Below are 17,371 nucleotides of genomic sequence, written 5' to 3'. Positions count from 1 at the left end.
CGCCCGCACGCCCTACCTGGTCAACCGCACCAACCGTCCTCTTCTATCCACTCCTGACACTCGGCCAGCGGCTCGGATACCGCGTGGACCGCCAGAGCGGTGAGCGGAGATGACCGGCCGACCACTGGTGAGCCTCGGAGACATCGTCAACGCCGAGGCGGGTGACTACTACCGGGGCGACCGTGGCCCTCTCGTACGCGGCGCGGCTGACCTGCACATGCGCGTCACACACGTGCCGGCCAGCACCGAGACCTACGCGGGCGACTGGATTGCCCTGCGTGGCGCCGAGCGGCCACCCGGCCAGCCCGAGCAACCCGAGGGGTGCTTCGTCGTGCACCGCCGCGCCCTGCCCGGCTACGAGCCGCGCCCGCTACCCACGGTCGCCGGCCAGGTCGATTGGACCGGCGAATGACCGCGCAGGGGCAACGCATTCCGGAGCTACAGGACCACGGTCCCCTCAGACCGTTCTGGTTCTGCCACATCGACGCCCTACCGTGGCCCTGCCCCGACGCCAGACTCAATTTGATCCACGGGTTCGAGGGCCGCCGGGTCGCGCTGTACCTGTATCTCGCCGGCCAGTTCGTCCACGCGCTCGACGACCTCTATTCGATCGACTCGTCACTGACCGCGCCACCCGAGCCCGCCGCCATCCACGCCCGCATCATCGGCTGGGTAGCCGCCCACGAAACCCGACGCCGCCGCCGACCCATCTGAGCACGTCCCCGCCCCTCGTCGGTCGACGCCACCAGGGCACGGCCCGCAGAGCGTCCCCCGCGCTCACCCAGCGAACACCGCTGCCCACCAAAGAGGGACGGGAACAAGGGAGGGGCGCTCCCACGAGCGCCCCTCCCTTCTCCACCGACAAACCCGACTCGAACAGTCCCCGATACCCCGAGGCTCGAACGCCCCGACCCACCAGGCTGGCCCGAGCTGTGACGACTAACTGCCCCCATAGGGGCAGTAGACGACCACAGCCCAGGCCGGCCACACCCCCCAACCCCACCCAGAGCAGGCAAAACCCCACGCGCCTATCCCCGACGTCGCCCCACCGGCCACAACTGCACCTGGTAGCGCTCCGCTGCCGCGGGTTCGAGCCGCCGGAGTTCGGTGAGCGCAGTAGTGAACCCGTCGCCGGGTAAAGCACGTGCCTCCTCGAACCGGTCGAGCACGGCGTTGTGGTTGTACGCGATCACCCGTACGCCGTAGCTGCCCGCCCCGGACGCCAGCTCGATACCGACCTGCACCGCCGAGTCGAGTGACTCGGCGATGCACCAGCTCTCGTCCGGAAAGTCGAGGACCCCCTCCCAGGCAAAGTCGAACGGCCGCTGGTCCGGCAGGATCAAGGGCATTCGCGACCACGTCTCCACCGACACCAGCGCATTGCTCAAGTCGGTCGCGGTATGGACCCCGAGAGCGCTCGACGCGAACCCGATCGTGTCAGCCCAAGCAAGCCGCGCCGCCTCCGCCAGATCCCGCTGCTCGTGCTCACCCCGCGAATGCAGGCAAAACACCCGGAACAACGGCGACACAACGGTTTCGACAACGGATCGAAGAACGGCCACCCCCGCAGTGTGACAACAAGCCACCACAGCTCACCGACGCGGTCCGCCGGGCTGGCTCGTACCAAAGCCGATCGTGCGCCCACCCACTCGCCGCAAACCCGACCAGCGCAAGCCGGAAGGGGTTGGGGGCGGCGTGACCCGCGAAGGGATCAAGCCTGACGGCCTTCGCGGGGCACGCCGCCCCCAACCCCCACCACCGCGAGCCGCCCCCAACCCCCACCACCACGCACCGCAACAAAAGAAATCAGAGCAACGCCCGACGAACAGCGCCAAGCAACTGAACAAGCCCGTACCCAGCAAGCAAAACCCAAACAGCGGCAACCACCGTGACAGCCCCCGCCGCCACATCGAACGAGAAGATCCGGACCGCCCCCGCCAACACCAACCCGACCAACGCCACCAACACCCGACTCGGCCGCTCCCCCACCGTCACCGCCCCGATCTCCCGCATCCCCGCCGACACCGACCGGGCCCGCACGTACTCGTGCAGCCAGGACAGCGCCCCGGCCGCCACGACCAGCGGCCCCGGCGCGCCGAGCAGCCAGAACGCGATCAGCCAGGCGGCCTCACCGACCCGGTCGGCGACCGAGTCGTAGACGTAGCCGAGTCGGGTGGTGCGGCCGGTGACCACGGCGAGCGCCCCGTCGACGCTGTCGGCCACCGCGGCGAGCAGGACCAGACCGGCGGCGATGAAGGGTCCGCCCGGTTCCCGGAGGACGACCACCGGGACCAGGACGCAGAACAGGGTGCCGACCACGGTCACCGCCGTCGGCGACACCCGGAAGCGACCCAGCAGGTGCCCGATCTGGTACGCGAAACGCAGCCACCCCTGTACGGTCGGCGCCGCCTTACGCGGGTCGAAGTCGCCGTGCAGCCGCGCCCAGGTGGCCGCGTACTCGTCCCATTCCAGCCGGGTGCCCGCCACGGGTCAATTGTCGACGCAGGCGCGGGCTCGCGCGGCCGGGTTGCTCACACCTCGACGCCGACCTGGAGGTTCTGCCAGATCTCGCGGGTCGCGGTGGAGCGGTTGAAGGTGATGAAGTGGATGCCGGGGGCGCCCTCGGCGAGCAGTCGCTGACACATCTCGCTGGTCTGCGCGATGCCGAGTTCGCGGACCGCGTCCGGGTCGTCGGCGACCTTGGCGAAGCGGGCGGCGAGCGCGGGCGGGAACGGGGCGCCGGACAACTGCTCGGACCGCTCGATCGTAGTGATCTTGGTTACCGGCATGACACCCGGCAGGATCGGGGTGTCGCATCCGGCCGCCGCGACCCGGTCCCGCAGCCGGAGGTAGTCCTCGGCGTCGAAGAACATCTGGGTGATGGCGAAGTCCGCCCCGGCCCGGCACTTGCGGATGAAGTATTCGGTGTCGGTCGCCACGTCGGGCGAGCGCGGGTGCTTGTACGGGAAGGCCGCCACCCCGACGCTGAAGTCACCGGACTCCCGCACCAGGCGGACCAGGTCCTCGGCGTACAGGACGCCGTCGGGGTGCCGGACCCACTCGCCGGTCGGGTCACCCGGCGGGTCGCCCCGGACCACCAGGAGGTTCCGTACGCCCACCCCGGCGAGCCGGCCGACGATGTGTCGCAGCTCGGCGACGGAGTGGTTGACCGCGGTGAGGTGCGCCATCGGCAGCAGCGTGGTGTCGGTGGCGATCCGTTCGGTGACCGCGACCGTGGTGTCCCGGGTCGATCCGCCGGCACCGTAGGTGATCGAGACGAAGGACGGCTGGAGCGACTCCAGCTCCCGGATGGCCTGCCAGAGCAGCCGCTCACCCTCGGGGGTCTTCGCCGGCCCGAACTCGAACGAGAACGACGGCCGGGGTCCACGAACGAGGTCCCCGATCGCAGGTTGCGGATTGGGGAGAACAGAGGGGAGACCGAGCGCCACCCTACGACCTTACCGGCCTACTGGGTCGAATATCCGCACCTTCCCATTTACCGGCCGGTCGATCCGCCCCAGCGCCCGACCGCTGCCCCCCGAGGTGGGCGCGGGGGTGAGAAAGCACACGCGGCCGGCGTACCCGGATCGATGCCGCAGCGACCGCGGCCGTGGGCGGCCCAGCCTGCCGGCCGGGAAACGGCCGTGGCCGGGGCCGGCGGCCGGACCCGGGTACGGGTGGGCGACCGGGGTGCGGAGGCGGGTTGTTCCGGGAACGGCTAGCGTCAGGGCGTGACCGATGCTGCTCCCGTCCCGCCCGTGGACCGCGCAGGCCTGCGGGACCGGACCGACAGGGCGTTGGCCGACTTCCTCGCCGGGCAGCGCGCCTGGCTGGCCGCCGCCGACGACGCCCTGCTCCCGGTGGCCGAGGCGCTGGAGGCGTTCGTCCTGCGCGGCGGCAAGCGGCTGCGCCCGGCGTTCGCCTACTGGGGTTACCGGGGTGCCGGCGGCACCGACTCCGACCAGGTGGTGGCCGCCCTGGCCGCACTGGAGTTCGTGCAGGCCAGCGCGCTGATCCACGACGACCTGATGGACCGCTCCGACACCCGCCGGGGCGAGCCTGCGGTGCACCGCCGGTTCGCCGCACACCACCGGGGCGCCGGTTGGGTCGGCAACGCCGACGGTTTCGGCGACTCCGCCGCCATCCTGCTCGGTGATCTCTGCCTGGTCTGGTCCGACCAGTTGCTGCACGGCGCCGGGCTGGACCCGTACCAGGTGCAGCGGGCCCGGCCGGTCTTCGATGAGATGCGTACCGAGGTGACCATCGGGCAGTACCTGGACGTGCTCGCCCAGGCGTCCGGGGACACCTCGGTCGAGCGGGCCGGCAAGATCGCCCGGTACAAGTCGGCGAAGTACACCGTCGAACGGCCGCTGCTACTCGGTGCCGCGCTCGCCGACGCGTCCGCGCCGCTGCGGGACGCGTACTCGGGCTACGGGTTGCCGCTGGGCGAGGCGTTCCAGTTGCGCGACGACGTACTCGGAGTGTTCGGCGACCCGCGCCAGACCGGCAAGCCGGCCGGGGACGACCTGCGCGAGGGCAAGCGGACCTTCCTGGTGGCGGCGGCCATGGAGACGACCGACGCGACCGGTCGGGCGTTGCTGACCAAGCGGCTCGGCGATCCGGGGCTCGACCCCGACGGGATCGACCAGCTCCGCGAGGTGATCGCCGCCAGCGGGGCGCTGGCCCGGACCGAGGAGCGGATCACCACGCTGACCGACACCGCGCTGGCCGCCCTGGACCGGGCCGAGGTGACGGCCGAGGCCCGCGAGGTCCTGGTCGAGCTGGCCATCGTCGCCACCCGCCGCTCCCTCTGACCGAGGGCCGGGCGGCGGTCGCCGCCGGGTGGGCACCGACCGGACATCCGGGGCCAACCGGAAAGCCATCCGCTCGATAGATCGACGTCAACGGGCGGTGGGACCGTCGGGCCGTGCCCGGCCCGAACCACCCGACCTCGGACCATCCGGTACGCCCACGGGTGGCCGGTCTCGCCGCGACCACGCTGATGACCGCCGGTGCGCTGCCCGGTGCACCCGACGGACGGGCGGGTCCCGGTGACGTCCTCTCCGCATCGTGGCCGTACTGGCTGGGTCTGAGCGGCTGGCTCGCCGGCCTGGTCCTGCTCGCCGTCACCTGGTGGCGGCTGGGCGGGACCCTGCACCGGCCGGGTCACCCGATATCGAACCGGTGGCTGCTGGTGACCGGGGCACTCTGGGCCGCCCCGCTCCTGTTCGCCCCGCCGATGGGCAGCCGGGACGTGTACGCGTACGCCTGCCAGGGTGCGCTCTGGCTCGACGGGGTGGACCCGTACGCCGTGGGGGTCGCCGACGGCGGCTGTACGTGGACCGACTCGGTGCCGTCGCTCTGGTGGCACACCACCACCCCGTACGGACCGCTGGCGATCGCACTGGCCGGCGGGGTGATCGCGCTCGCCCGCCTGACGGTTCCGGGACCGGACGACCAACTCCTCGTGGCGGTGGTCCTGTTCCGGGGCCTCGCCCTGCTCGGTGCGCTCCTGCTCGCCCGGTACCTGCCCCGGCTGGCGCGGGCCGTCGGCGCCTCACCCGCGGCGGCCACCTGGCTGGCCCTGCTCTCCCCGCTGACCGCGGTGCACCTGGTGGGCGGGGCGCACAACGACGCGCTGATGGTGGGGCTGGTGGTGACCGCGCTGGCCCTGGCCGTCGGGGCGTCGACGGGCGGCGTACCTGGACCGGGTCCGGTCCGGTCGGGGCGCCCGCCGCTGGGTCCCTGGCCGGGGCTGCTTCTCGCGGGGCTGGCGGTCGGGCTGGCCGCGTCGATCAAGATCACTGCCCTGGTGGCACTGCCGTTCGTCGCCCTGCTCGCCACCGTCCGCCTCCCGCTCGCGACCGCACCAGCCACCGTCCGCCTCCCCCGCGCGACCGCACCAGCCACCGTCCGCCTCCCCCGCGCGACCGCACCAGCCACCGTCCGCCTCCCCCGCGCGACCGCACCCGCCACCGTCCGCCTCCCCCGCGCGACCGCACCCGCCACCGTCCGGCTGTCCCGTGGCGTGGCGCTCGGCGTCACCCTGCTCGCGGTGTCGGTGACGTTCGCCGCCACCACCGTGGCCACCGGGCTGGACCTGGGTTGGCTGGCCGCCCTACCGGACACCGGCCGGCTGGTGCAGTGGACCTCGCTGCCGTCCGGGCTCGGCATGGCCGCCGGCTACCTGTTGCGGGTGCTCGGCCACCCGGAGGCGTACGACCCGGCGGTGGCGGTGGCCCGGACGCTCGGCCTCACCGTCCTGCTGGCGGTGGCGGTCGCCCTGGTGCTCCGCGCCTGGCGGGCCACCGAGGCGATCCGCCCGGTACGCGGCAGCGACGGGCGGGAACCGGTCGACGCCCGACGGTCCGTGACGACCGCGTGCGGTCTGGCGTTCGGGGCGGTGACCCTGCTCTCCCCCGTCTTCTACCCCTGGTACGCCCTGACCGCCGTCACCGTGCTCGCCGCGACCGTCGGGCAACGGTGGTGGCGAGTTCCGCTGGCCGTGGTGGTGCTGGCGACGGGTTTCCTGGTCCTGCCGGACGGGCTGGGCCTCGCGGTACGGACGAAACTGCCCGGCGCACTGTTCGACGTTGTCCTCGTCGCGGTGCTGACCGGGTACGCCGCCCGCAACGCCCGCCGGGTCCGGCGGAGTCCGTCGACGAGCACGGGTGCCACTGGGGTAGACCGTTCTGCCCGAATTCCCCGAAGTCGCTCGGGTTCCCCGCCGGTAGGGACGGCCGGCGGCGGTGGTCTCGGCCCGGTCAGCCCACTCAGCCCTGTCAGCCCGGTCAGTCCGGTTGGGTCCGGTCCGAACTGGCCGTGGCGGCGGGGCGGCGGCGGGGCGGCCACCGCAGCCGGCCACCGGTCCCGGCGGTCGGGGTCCGCTGCACGCCCCGGCGCCCCAGCCAGACCCAGACCGAGAGGGTGAGCAGGACCAGGGCGAAGCCGAACAGGAGGTCCTCCACGGGGGCGTAGACCAGCCGCAGGCCGATGATCGCGTCCGGGTCGTACCGGACGATCCGGCGCCCGGTCAGGATGCCGTTCGAGATCAACTGGAAGAAGATGATGATCGGGTAGGTCGCCCAGAACACCCGGCGCCGGACCAGTCGGGCACGCAGCACGTACAGGTCGACCAGCACGGCACCGACCACTCCGAGCAGCGCCGCGACGGTGTAACTCACCGGTCGACCCGATCCGCTCGTCGTCCCCCGGCCGTCATTCCTCGTCCCCCGCCGGCCAGCCTCGCACCGCACGGACCGCCTCGAACCCGAGTACGGCACAGACCGGCACGACCAGGAAGAAGAGCACCTCGTCCAGGGGCAGCCCGCCGGGGAACAGGACCCCGGTGATCTGCGCCGGGTCGAAGGTCCAGTGTCCGGCGGCGATCGCGGCGAGGTCCCAGAGTACGAAGATCGCCGCCACCGGGACGATGGTGAGCAGGAGGCGCCGCCAGCGGCGGAGCACGTTCACCCGGAGGATCGGTTCCAGCCAGAGTGCCCCGACGAGGCACCCGGCTAGTACCGCAAGGTAGGCGAAATGCCCCATGGCCGGCGTTACCAGCTAGAAGCCCAGCGCCTGGGCGCGGCGCTTGACCTCACGGGCCAGGTCACCGCCGAGCGCGGCGGCGGGCGTACCGGGCAGGGTCTCGTCGGGCTCGTAGAGCCACCGTACGGCCGCCTCGTCGTCGTAACCCGCGTCGCGCAGCAGGTTCAGCACACCCGGCAGGTGCTTGCGTACGGTGTCGTTCGCCACCAGCTCGGCGGGCACCCGCCGGACCCCGTCCCGGCGTACCGCGATCAGTTCGCGGTCGCGGATCATCTGGTGCACCTTGCTGATCGTCACGTCCAGCCGGACGGCGACATCCGGCAGGTTCAGCCAGCCCGCGGCGTCCGCCGGGCCGGCAAGTGGGGAATCGGTCACCCGATCACAGTGCCACGACCGGTCCCGGTGTTCCACCGGGACCCCCACCGGGGTAGTTTCCGAACCGACCAGGGTACTTTCCACGCGGTACGTGACCGACCGGACACCGGGGGCTATCCCGCCCCTCGGTCAAGATTTCCGTTCGGCACCGCCTGTGGCATCCTGTTCTGCCGTCACCCTCTGGAGACATAGACTGCCTGCCGATGGACATTCAGGTCGCCGACACGTTGCTGGGCTCGCTGATCGACGGGCGCTACCGCATCCGCGGTCGCGTGGCCCGTGGAGGCATGGCGACCGTGTACACCGCCACGGACGAACGCCTCGAGCGCACCGTCGCCCTCAAGATCATTCACCCCAGCCAGGCCCAGCAGGCGCAGGGCCGGCTGGCCGGCTTCCTGGCCCGGTTCACCGAAGAGGCGAAGACCATCGCCCGGTTGACCCATCCCAACGTGGTGGCCGTCTACGACCAGGGCACCCACGCCGGCCTGCCGTACCTGGTGATGGAGTACGTCCGGGGTCGTACCCTGCGCGAGATCCTGGCTGAACGCCGCCGGCTCAACCCCGGTGAGGCCCTGGCCATCCTCGAACAGATGCTCGCGGCGATCGCCGCCGCTCACCGGGCCGGTCTGGTGCACCGCGACGTCAAGCCGGAGAACGTCCTGGTCGCCGAGGCGCCCAGCGGTGGCTCCGGCAACCTGGTCGACAGCGTGGTCAAGGTCGCCGACTTCGGGCTGGCCCGCGCGGTCGAGGCGAGCGCCGACGACGACGCCGGCAGCCAGTTGATGGCAACCGTGGCGTACGTCGCCCCGGAACTGGTCACCGAGGGCCGGGCCGACCCGCGTACGGATGTCTACTCCGCCGGCATCGTGCTGTTCGAGATGCTCACCGGCCGGGTCCCGTACGACGGGGACCGTCCGGTCGACGTCGCCTGGCAGCACGTCGACCGGGACGTACCGGCTCCCTCGACCCTGGTCCCCGGCCTGCCGGCGGTCCTCGACGACCTGGTCATCCGGGCCACCCGCCGCGATCCCGGTGCCCGGCCGACCGACGCCGGTGCGTTGCAGGCCGAGGTGCAGGTGGTACGCGACGACCTCGGCAACGCCAACGCGAACACCGCGCTGCTGCGTCAGGTGTCCCAGCCGACCATGGTGGTCGCCTCGGTACGCCCGGCCGACCGGCCGTCCTGGGCCCGGCTGCCCGACCAGCCGGAGCCGCCCCGTAGCGCCCGCCCGCACCGCCGTCGCGCCGCCGAGCCGACCGGTCCGCTGGCCCGGCTGCAGACACTGCGCGAACAGGTGATGGCCGACAAGCGGGGCAGGGTGGCGGTCGCCGCCGCCGTTGTCGTGCTCGGACTGGTCGCCGCGATCGGCGGCTGGTGGTTCGGCGCCGGCCGCTACACCGACGCCCCGCAACTGGTGAACATCACCAAGGCCGAGGCGGAGGCGCTGGCGACGAGAGACGGGTTCACCCTCGCCTACGCCGCGCCCCGCTACGACGAGGCCGCCGCCAAGGACCAGGTCCTGGCGCAGGACCCGGCGTCGGCCGCCCGGATGGTCAAGGGCAGCACGATCACCCTCACCCTCTCCCTCGGGCCCGAGCGTTACCAGGTGCCGGACGTGCTGGGCAAGACCTTCGACCTGGCCCAGGCCGACCTGGAGCAGGCGAAGCTCCAGGTGACCAAGGGACCGGACCGCTACGACGAGAACCTGCCGGCCGGCGTGGTGACCGCTATCGATCCCGCCGTCGGTGCCGAGGTCAAGCCCGGTGACAAGGTCACCGTGACGGTCAGCAAGGGCCGGGCGCCGCTGTCCGTACCGAACCTGGTCGGCAAGAACATCAACGACGCCCGGGCCGAACTCCAGCGCCTCGAACTGGTTCCGGTGGAGCAGTACGAGGACTCGGACAAGCCCAAGGACCAGGTGACCGGCCAGACCCCGCCGAACGGCACCGGGGTCGAGAAGGGTGCCGAGATCAAGCTCAAGGTGAGCAAGGGTCCGCCGGCGGTGCTCGTACCCCGGGTTGTCGGCCTGCCGTGTCCCGAGGCGCAGGCGCGCCTACAGGAGGCACAGCTCACCCCGGTGGTACAACTCAATCCGAACGGGACGGTCGGCCTCCAGAACCCGCCCGAGAACACCCAGGTACCGCCCGGCAGCCAGGTCCAGATCACCTGCTTCTGAGTGGCCGGACCACCGGCACCGAGGTAGTCGGACCGAGAGCAACAGGTGACACGAATGACAACCGCACCCAGTCGACCGATCGGCTCGCACACCCCGACCTCGGGTGGGCTGGCCAAGGCCGCCCTGCCCTATCTCGACGCGGCCGAGTCCGAAGTGGCGCAGGTCTACGTCGGCAACTCCCGGGGGTGGGCCCTGCCGCCGGGTGACCCGGCCCAGGACGCCGCCTTCCGGGAGGGCTGCGAGCAACGCGGCGTACCGGTCTACATCCACGCGTCCCTGCTGGTGAACCTCGGCTCACCGACGCAGGCGACGGTGGAGAAGTCGATCGCCACGCTGGCTCACGCCCTGCACCGGGGCGCCGCCATCGGTGCCGCCGGGGTGGTCTTCCATTCCGGTAGCGCGGTCGACGCCGACTACTACGACACCGCCATGACCCAGGTACGCGAGTCGCTGCTGCCGCTGCTCGACTCGGCCGCCGCCAGCGGCGGACCGAAGCTGCTGATGGAGCCGACCGCGGGCGGCGGCCGATCACTCGCCTCCCGGACCGAGCAGGTGGGCCCCTACCTCGACATTGTCGAGCGGCACCCGTGGCTCGGCATCTGCTTCGACACCTGTCACGCCTGGGCGGCCGGGCACGACCTGGCCCGACCCGGCGGCATGACCGAGACCCTGGACGAACTCGTCGCCACGATCGGTGACCGGCTCTGGCTGATCCACGCCAACGACTCCCGGGACGCCTGCGGATCCATCCGGGACCGCCACGAGACCATCGGCAAGGGCAGCATCGGCGAGGCCGCCTTCGCCGAACTGATGACCCACCCCGCGACCGCCGGTATCCCCGTGGTCGCCGAAACCCCCACCGAGGGCCACGTGGGCCACGCCCACGACATAGCCACCCTCAAACGCCTCCGCCCCTGACCCCACACCAGCAGCAAGCACGCAACAGCACCGAATCACCCAGAAAGATCAACCCAACCCCCGACGGACCGGCACCCGCCCACGCATCCGCCCGGTACGGACGCAGGGATTGGGGGCGGCGTGCCCCACGTCGGGATCAAGCCTGACCGCCCAGAGTGGGGCACGCCGCCCCCAATCCCGACCCGCGCACCCCCACAACCAGGATCAGCGCCGAAAAATCCCAGTAAGCACGTCGACAGCCCGCTCCACCCCGGCATCGTCAAGGTCAAGATGCGTGACCAACCGAGCGATCCGAGGCCCGAGGACCGAGACCAGCACCCCCTCGGCCCGCGCCGCCGCCCCGAACCCCGGTGCGTCGAGCGCGAACTTGGTCAGGTCCAGCGGCACGATGTTGGTCCGGACCGGGCCGGCCAGCACCCCGAACGGCGCCAGCGCCTCGGCCAGCCGGGCCGCCCGTACGTGGTCCTCGGCCAGCCGGTCGATGTGCTGGGCGAGGGCGTGCCTGCCGGCTGCGGCGAGGATGCCCGCCTGCCGCATGCCGCCGCCCATCCGCTTGCGGATCAGCCGGGCCCGTTCGATCTTCTCCGCGCTGCCCACGACCACCGAGCCGGCCGGTGCGCCGAGCCCCTTGGACAGGCAGACCGACATGGTGTCGAACAGCTCGCCGTAGCTGGCCAGCGGCACCCCGTCGGCGACGTGTGCGTGCCAGATCCGGGCCCCGTCGCAGTGCATCCCGATGCCGGCCTCGTCGGCGATCCCGCGAAGCTGGCGCAGGGTGGCCAGCGGGATGACCCCGCCGCCGCCCCGGTTGTGGGTCTGCTCGACCGCGATCGCCCGGGTCGCCACGGCCCAGTAGCCGTCCGGACGGATCATGGCGGTGACCTGGTCGGGGTCGATGTCGGCGCCGACGGCGGGCCAGGTCCGCGAGGAGATGCCACCGTACGCGGCAGCCGAGCCCATCTCGTACGTGACGATGTGCGCGTCGGCGTCGCAGAGCAGTTCACCGGCCGGCGGGACCAGCACCTGGAGGGCGATCTGGTTGGCCATCGTCCCGCTCGGGGCGAAGAGTGCGGCCTCGTGCCCGAACAGGGCGGCCACCTCGGCTTCGAGCGCGTTGACGTTCGGGTCCTCGCCGTACACGTCGTCGCCGACCTCGGCCTCGGCCATCGCCGACCGCATCGCGGCGGTCGGGCGGGTGACCGTGTCGGAGCGCAGGTCGACCGGTCGCGGATCAGCCACGGAGCATCTCCGCCACCAGGAAGGCCAGTTCCAGCGACTGCTGGGTGTTCAGTCGCGGGTCACAGGCGGTCTCGTACCGGTCGGGCAGGTCGATGTCCTCGATCGCCTGGGCGCCGCCGAGGCACTCGGTGACGTCCTCGCCGGTCAGCTCGACGTGCATGCCGCCGGGGTGGGTCTCCAGGCCGCGGTGCACCTCGAAGTAGCCGAGGACCTCGTCGACGATCCGGTCGAAGTGGCGGGTCTTGTAGCCGTTCGACGACTCGTGGGTGTTGCCGTGCATCGGGTCGCACTGCCAGACCACCTTGGCGCCGGCGGCGGTGACCTTCTCCACGATCGGCGGGAGGGCCTCGCGGACCTTGTGGTTGCCCATCCGGCTGACCAGGGTGAGCCGGCCCGGGATGTTCTCCGGGTTGAGCTTCTCGCACAGCTCGATCGCCTGGTCGGGGGTGGTGCCGGGGCCGATCTTGACGCCGATCGGGTTGGCGATCCGGGAGATGTAGTCGATGTGCGCGCCGTCGATCTGCCGGGTCCGCTCGCCGATCCAGAGGAAGTGGCCGGACAGGCCGTACGCCCTGCCGTCGGAGACCCGGGTCAGCGCCCGGTCGTACTCCAGGGCGAGCGCCTCGTGGGAGCAGTAGAGGGTGACCGTGCGCAGCGCCTCGTTGTCGTCCATGCCACAGGCACGCATGAACGCCAGGGCCCGGTCGATCTCGCGGGCGATGGCGTCGTAGCGCTCACCGGCGGGCGAGTTGCGTACGAAGCCCTTGTTCCAGTCGTGCACCGCGTGCAGGTCGGCGAGGCCACCGGCGAGGTACGCCCGGAGCATGTTCATCGCCGACGAGGAGTTGGCGTACGCCCGGATCATGCGCTGGGGGTCGGCGATCCGCGCCTCCGGCACCGGCTCCAGGGAGTTGATCATGTCCCCGCGGTACGCCGGCAGTCCCCGCGCGTCGGTCGGCAGCGATCGGGGCTTGGTGTACTGCCCGGCGACCCGGGCCACCTTGACCACCGGCAGCGACGCCCCGTACGTCAGTACGACCGCCATCTGGAGCAGGGTGCGCGCGTTGGCGAGCAGGTGGCTCTCGGTGTTGTCGGTGAAGGTCTCGGCGCAGTCGCCGCCCTGGAGCAGGAAGGCCTTGCCCTCGGCGACCTGGGCCAGCTGCACCCGCAGGTGATCGACCTCATACGGCGCGACCACGGACGGCACGGTGGAGAGGACCTCGGTGACCTCGTCGACGGCCTTCTGGTCGGGCCACGGCGGGGTCTGGGCCCGCGGCAGGTCCCGCCACCGGTCCAGCCCGAGGGCCACGTCCTCGGCGGAATCATCGGTCGGACGGCTGGTCTGCGGGCCTAGGTTACCCACCGTGGGGTAGCTCAGCTGATGCCACTCATGGCGCATGAGGAAAAGCGTACGGCGACGGTCGGGGTGGCCCGCCATTGAGGGTGGCCCTGTCCGACCCGTGGGAGGTGTATTGGCCGCCTCCGCGCCCGGTGTCCGGGTATCCTGTCGAGCCGGTCAGCCGGGTATCCGACCGTGCCGGGGTCAGGGGTCCGACCGTGCCGGGTCAGGGGTCCGACCGTGCCCGCTCAGGGTTTCGCGCCACCGGCGCTGGGCGACGGGTCGGGGGTGCCGGCGCCACCGACGGTCTCGTTCGCGATGCACCAGCCGGCCTCGGCCTTCGTCACCGTGAACACGAGCTTGGCCGGGGTGGCCGCCCCGTTCCCGGCGAGGACCGAGACCGAGGTGCTGACCTCGAGTTGGCCGGCGTTGGGGCGTACGTCGGTGATGGTCGCCTCGGTGACCTTGAAGTGGTCGGCGAAGTCGCCGTTCGGGCCGGTCGCGGCCTGGTCGAAGGCGGCCTGCATCGGTACGCAGAGCTGGACCCGCCCGGCGGCGACGTCCTTGGTCATCATCGCGTCGAGATAGCCCTGCACCACCGCGCGGGACTTCTCCGGGCCGTCGTCGGGGATCTTGTTCGGCCCGCCGTCGTCACCGCCGCCGAGACCGCAGGCGGTCAGACCGAGCGGCAGCATCGCCAGCACCACGGCGAGAACCGCCGCGCGCCCCCGTGGAACCTCCATCGCGTTCCCCCTCCTCGACGTCCTCACCGACGGTGGACCCGTTCACCGACGGCGTTTTGAGCCGACAGTGCCGAGCGACCGACCGCGCCAAGCGGCGAGTCTGACACATCGACCATCCGGCGACCACACACGCAAGATCAGGGAGGGGTGATCGGTGTGTAGATGTGGTAGCCGGTGACGGTCTGTGGGGTGAATCCGGGCCGGTGGGCGAGTTCCGTGTCCAGCGCGGATCCGACCGGAGCGACGACCGCCCGTGCCTCGGGGCGCCAGTAGCGGGGGTACCGGTTGAACCCCCGGTCCAACTGGTCGTCGACCACCCCGCAGGTGATCCGCTCACCGGTGAGGTACGTGATCCAGTTGCAGGTCCAGTACTCGCTGTGCACGTAGGTCAGCCCCGCCCGGTCGAGTGCCGCGACGAGCCCCGCCTGGCTGGTCCGCATGCTCCGGTACTGCGGCACCGCGTCGGTGAGGCTGACCGTCGCGGCGAGCATCGTGGCGACCAGCGCGGCGATCGGTACCGCCGCCGGGATCGCCCAGCCGGTGCCGGACCTGACCACCCGCCACAGCGGCCAGAGGGCCACGGGCAGCGAGAGGGCCAGGGTCGACAGGTACCGGGCGCTCTCGATCGACGAGTCGGCGGCGGCCGGACTGCGTACGTAGGTGAGGATGCTCACCAGTCCGGCGGCGGCGAGGACCAGCCGGAGCTGCTGGCGGGCCCGCTCGGGATCGGCGGCGGAGCCGGGTTCCGGCTCGACGGCGGGACGGCGTAGCGCGCGTACGGACAGGACCAGTGCCGTGGCCAGCAGGGCGACGACAACAGGCCCCCACCACAGCGACCAGCCGTCGCACCGGCTCGGCGCGCACAGCCCCATCCCCATCGGCAGCCCCAGCCAGGCGCCGCCGACGATCCGGTCCCAGAGGGAGGGGTCCGTACCGGCGCCGTTGAGGCTCAGGAACACGGCGATCGAGTTGTGGCGCGGTCCGGCGAGGACGTTGTCGACCAGCAGGGGCAGCGCGCCGAGCAGGAACCCGCCCGCCGTCACGACGGCCGCCCGGCGGGTGAGGACCCGGCCGGCGACCAGCAGGATCAGCGCGCCCAGCAGGTACGGCGCCGGCAGCCAGTGGTTCCACACGATCAGCCCGGCCAGGAGTCCCCAACCGGCGAAAACTCGTCGACGTGGCCGGTCGGCGGCGAGCAACGCGTACGTGAGCAGGAGCAGCCCGGCCACCATCGGTCCGGTCTCCGGATAACCGCCCCCGGCGATCAACTGGTTCTTCACCACCCGGTCCGCGCCGAAGGCGAGCAGGGCGGTGGTCAGGACCGCGAGTCCGGCCGAGAACAGCCGCCGTACGAGCAGGAACATCAGGACCAGGAACAGCGCGTACAGCAGCAGGGTGGGCACCCGCAGCGCGGTCACCGACGGGCCGAACAGTCCCACCAACGGCGCGGCCAGGTACGCCTCGATGGTGCCCATGTAGTGCTGGCCGTAGAAGAAGACCGGCAGCCCGCGCCCCTGGCTGACGTGCAGCGCGGCCAGTCCCATGGTCGCCTCGTCGCTGTTCGTGGGCGGTGATTCGACCAGCGTCAGCCAGATCCGCCAGGCGAGCCCGAGCCCGCCCAGGATGGCCGCCATCAGGGTGTACCGATCGGGGCGGAGGGCTATCGGCTGCACGCCCGGCAGTCTGGTGCATAGCGACCGCCGGGCGCCTGGCACCCCCGCGTCCGTCGGGCCGCGCGGCGTCGGGGTCCGGTGCCGTCGTACGTTCGACAGCACCGGACCCGTTCGCCGCGTTCACCGGGCACCCGTTCGCCGCGTCTACCGCCCGGGTCAGTCGAGCAGGGCGGTCACCGTGCCGGCGGCGACCGTACGGCCGCCCTCCCGGACCGCGAACCCGAGCCCGACGTCCATCGCGATCGGCTGGCCGAGCCGTACCGTCAGCTCCACGGTGTCGCCCGGCGCGACCTGCGCCAACTCGCCCAGGTCGACCGCACCGACCACGTCGGTGGTACGGAAGTAGAACTGCGGCCGGTAGTTGGCGTGGAACGGCGTGTGCCGGCCACCCTCGGCGGTGGTCAGCGCGTGCAGTTGCGCCGTGAAGGCCCGGTGCGGCGTGACGCTGCCCGGCGCGGCCAGCACCTGACCGCGCTGCACCTGGTCCCGCTTGACCCCGCGCAGCAGTACGGCCGCGTTGTCCCCGGCCTCGGCGGTGACCAACGTACGACCGAAGGTCTCCAGCCCGGTCGCCACGGTGGCCAGGGTCGGACCGAGCCCGACCACCTCCACCTGGTCCCCGGCGCGCAACGTGCCACGCTCGACCGCACCGGTGACCACGGTCCCCCGGCCGGAGATGGTGAGTACGTTCTCGATCGGCATCAGGAACGGCTCCCCCAGCTCCCTCGGCGGCACCGGGACGTAACGGTCGACCTCGTCGAGCAGCTCACCGATGGAGGCGACCCAGCGCGGGTCACCGGCCAGGGCACGCAGCGCCGAGACCCGTACCACCGGGACCTCGTCGCCGGGGAAGCCGTACTCGGTCAGCAGTTCCCGCACCTCCAACTCGACCAGGTCGAGCAGCTCGGGGTCGGTCACCGCGTCGGCCTTGTTCATGGCCACCACCAGGTACGGCACCCCGACCCGCCGGGCCAGCAGTACGTGCTCGCGGGTCTGCGGCATCGCACCGTCGAGCGCCGAGACGACCAGGATCGCCGCGTCCACCTGCGCCGCCCCCGTGATCATGTTTTTCACGTAGTCGGCGTGGCCGGGCATGTCGACGTGGGCGTAGTGCCGGGTCGCGGTCTCGTACTCGACGTGGGCGATGGTGATGGTGATGCCCCGGGCGACCTCCTCCGGTGCCCGGTCGATGCCGTCGAACGAGACGAACCGGTTGACCGCCGGGTCCCGGTCGGCGAGCACCTTCGTGATGGCGGCGGTCAACGTCGTCTTGCCGTGGTCGACGTGTCCCATCGTGCCGATGTTCAGGTGCGGCTTGGTACGGACGAACTGGGTCTTGGCCATGATGGCTTTCTCCGC

16 protein-coding genes and 1 pseudogene are annotated in these 17,371 nt (G+C 71.8%); 6 read left to right on the top strand and 11 right to left on the bottom strand.

The genetic code is table 11. The features are described 5' to 3' along the window. Nucleotides 1-109: 109 nt before the first annotated feature. Nucleotides 110-412 (top strand): hypothetical protein, encoded by a 303-nt coding sequence (locus tag OIE47_RS23745; protein ID WP_326556736.1) that lies wholly within the window; start codon nt 110-112, stop codon nt 410-412. Then, the gene (locus OIE47_RS23740) at nt 409-714 is read left to right on the top strand and encodes a hypothetical protein (protein WP_326556735.1); all 306 of its coding nucleotides are present in this window, start codon (nt 409-411) and stop codon (nt 712-714) included. The genes OIE47_RS23745 and OIE47_RS23740 overlap by 4 nt, the downstream gene beginning before the upstream one ends. Before the next feature lie 314 nt (nt 715-1,028). Here the strand turns inward: OIE47_RS23740 and OIE47_RS23735 are convergent, their stop codons facing one another. The 3 genes from OIE47_RS23735 to metF all read right to left on the bottom strand — a co-directional run bounded on the left by OIE47_RS23735 (nt 1,029) and on the right by metF (nt 3,449). Continuing rightward, nucleotides 1,029-1,349 (bottom strand): hypothetical protein, encoded by a 321-nt coding sequence (locus OIE47_RS23735; RefSeq protein WP_326556734.1) that lies wholly within the window; start codon nt 1,347-1,349, stop codon nt 1,029-1,031. 457 nt (nt 1,350-1,806) lie between these two features. Next, a complete protein-coding gene (locus OIE47_RS23730) occupies nt 1,807-2,487 on the bottom strand; it encodes a CDP-alcohol phosphatidyltransferase family protein (RefSeq protein ID WP_326556733.1) in 681 nt (226 codons plus the stop codon). Between the two features lie 44 nt (nt 2,488-2,531). Next, nucleotides 2,532-3,449, bottom strand: coding sequence for a methylenetetrahydrofolate reductase [NAD(P)H] (gene metF / locus OIE47_RS23725; protein ID WP_326556732.1), 918 nt, complete (start codon nt 3,447-3,449; stop codon nt 2,532-2,534). Between the two features lie 282 nt (nt 3,450-3,731). Here metF and OIE47_RS23720 point away from each other — a divergent pair, with 282 nt between their 5' ends. Beyond that, nucleotides 3,732-4,814, top strand: coding sequence for a polyprenyl synthetase family protein (locus tag OIE47_RS23720; RefSeq protein ID WP_326556731.1), 1,083 nt, complete (start codon nt 3,732-3,734; stop codon nt 4,812-4,814). A 188-nt stretch (nt 4,815-5,002) separates the two neighbouring features. Continuing rightward, nucleotides 5,003-6,613: pseudogene (mptB, locus tag OIE47_RS23715) on the top strand (polyprenol phosphomannose-dependent alpha 1,6 mannosyltransferase MptB); the annotation flags it as partial. A gap of 178 nt (nt 6,614-6,791) precedes the next feature. Here the strand turns inward: mptB and OIE47_RS23710 are convergent. The 3 genes from OIE47_RS23710 to OIE47_RS23700 are packed head-to-tail and all read right to left on the bottom strand — an operon-like array spanning nt 6,792 to nt 7,923. After that, a complete protein-coding gene (locus OIE47_RS23710; protein ID WP_326556730.1) occupies nt 6,792-7,184 on the bottom strand; it encodes a lycopene cyclase domain-containing protein in 393 nt (130 codons plus the stop codon). Nucleotides 7,185-7,218: 34 nt separating this feature from the next. Further along, nucleotides 7,219-7,548 (bottom strand): lycopene cyclase domain-containing protein, encoded by a 330-nt coding sequence (locus OIE47_RS23705; protein WP_326556729.1) that lies wholly within the window; start codon nt 7,546-7,548, stop codon nt 7,219-7,221. A gap of 15 nt (nt 7,549-7,563) precedes the next feature. Then, the gene (locus tag OIE47_RS23700) at nt 7,564-7,923 is read right to left on the bottom strand and encodes an Rv2175c family DNA-binding protein (RefSeq protein WP_326556728.1); all 360 of its coding nucleotides are present in this window, start codon (nt 7,921-7,923) and stop codon (nt 7,564-7,566) included. A 203-nt stretch (nt 7,924-8,126) separates the two neighbouring features. Here OIE47_RS23700 and pknB point away from each other — a divergent pair, with 203 nt between their 5' ends. After that, on the top strand, nt 8,127-10,100 hold the full coding sequence (gene pknB / locus OIE47_RS23695) for a Stk1 family PASTA domain-containing Ser/Thr kinase (RefSeq protein WP_326556727.1): 1,974 nt from the start codon (nt 8,127-8,129) through the stop codon (nt 10,098-10,100). A gap of 54 nt (nt 10,101-10,154) precedes the next feature. Next, on the top strand, nt 10,155-11,018 hold the full coding sequence (locus OIE47_RS23690; protein ID WP_326556726.1) for a deoxyribonuclease IV: 864 nt from the start codon (nt 10,155-10,157) through the stop codon (nt 11,016-11,018). A 204-nt stretch (nt 11,019-11,222) separates the two neighbouring features. Here OIE47_RS23690 and OIE47_RS23685 read toward each other — a convergent pair whose 3' ends face one another. The 5 genes from OIE47_RS23685 to tuf form a co-directional block, all read right to left on the bottom strand. Next, the gene (locus OIE47_RS23685; protein WP_326556725.1) at nt 11,223-12,257 is read right to left on the bottom strand and encodes a threonine aldolase family protein; all 1,035 of its coding nucleotides are present in this window, start codon (nt 12,255-12,257) and stop codon (nt 11,223-11,225) included. Continuing rightward, nucleotides 12,250-13,656 carry a class II 3-deoxy-7-phosphoheptulonate synthase gene (locus OIE47_RS23680; protein ID WP_326556724.1) on the bottom strand — a complete coding sequence of 469 codons (1,407 nt, stop codon included), beginning with the start codon at nt 13,654-13,656 and terminating at the stop codon, nt 12,250-12,252. The genes OIE47_RS23685 and OIE47_RS23680 overlap by 8 nt, the downstream gene beginning before the upstream one ends. A 188-nt stretch (nt 13,657-13,844) precedes the next feature. Beyond that, the gene (locus OIE47_RS23675; protein ID WP_326556723.1) at nt 13,845-14,339 is read right to left on the bottom strand and encodes a hypothetical protein; all 495 of its coding nucleotides are present in this window, start codon (nt 14,337-14,339) and stop codon (nt 13,845-13,847) included. Between the two features lie 137 nt (nt 14,340-14,476). Next, on the bottom strand, nt 14,477-16,012 hold the full coding sequence (locus OIE47_RS23670) for a glycosyltransferase family 39 protein (RefSeq protein WP_326556722.1): 1,536 nt from the start codon (nt 16,010-16,012) through the stop codon (nt 14,477-14,479). 156 nt (nt 16,013-16,168) lie between these two features. After that, complete coding sequence (gene tuf / locus OIE47_RS23665) at nt 16,169-17,356, bottom strand: elongation factor Tu (protein WP_326556721.1); 1,188 nt, start codon at nt 17,354-17,356, stop codon at nt 16,169-16,171. Nucleotides 17,357-17,371: the final 15 nt, after the last annotated feature.

It is taken from the genome of Micromonospora sp. NBC_01796, assembly GCF_035917455.1.
Lineage (GTDB): Bacteria > Actinomycetota > Actinomycetes > Mycobacteriales > Micromonosporaceae > Micromonospora_G.
This window is presented reverse-complemented; position numbering and strand designations above follow the sequence as displayed.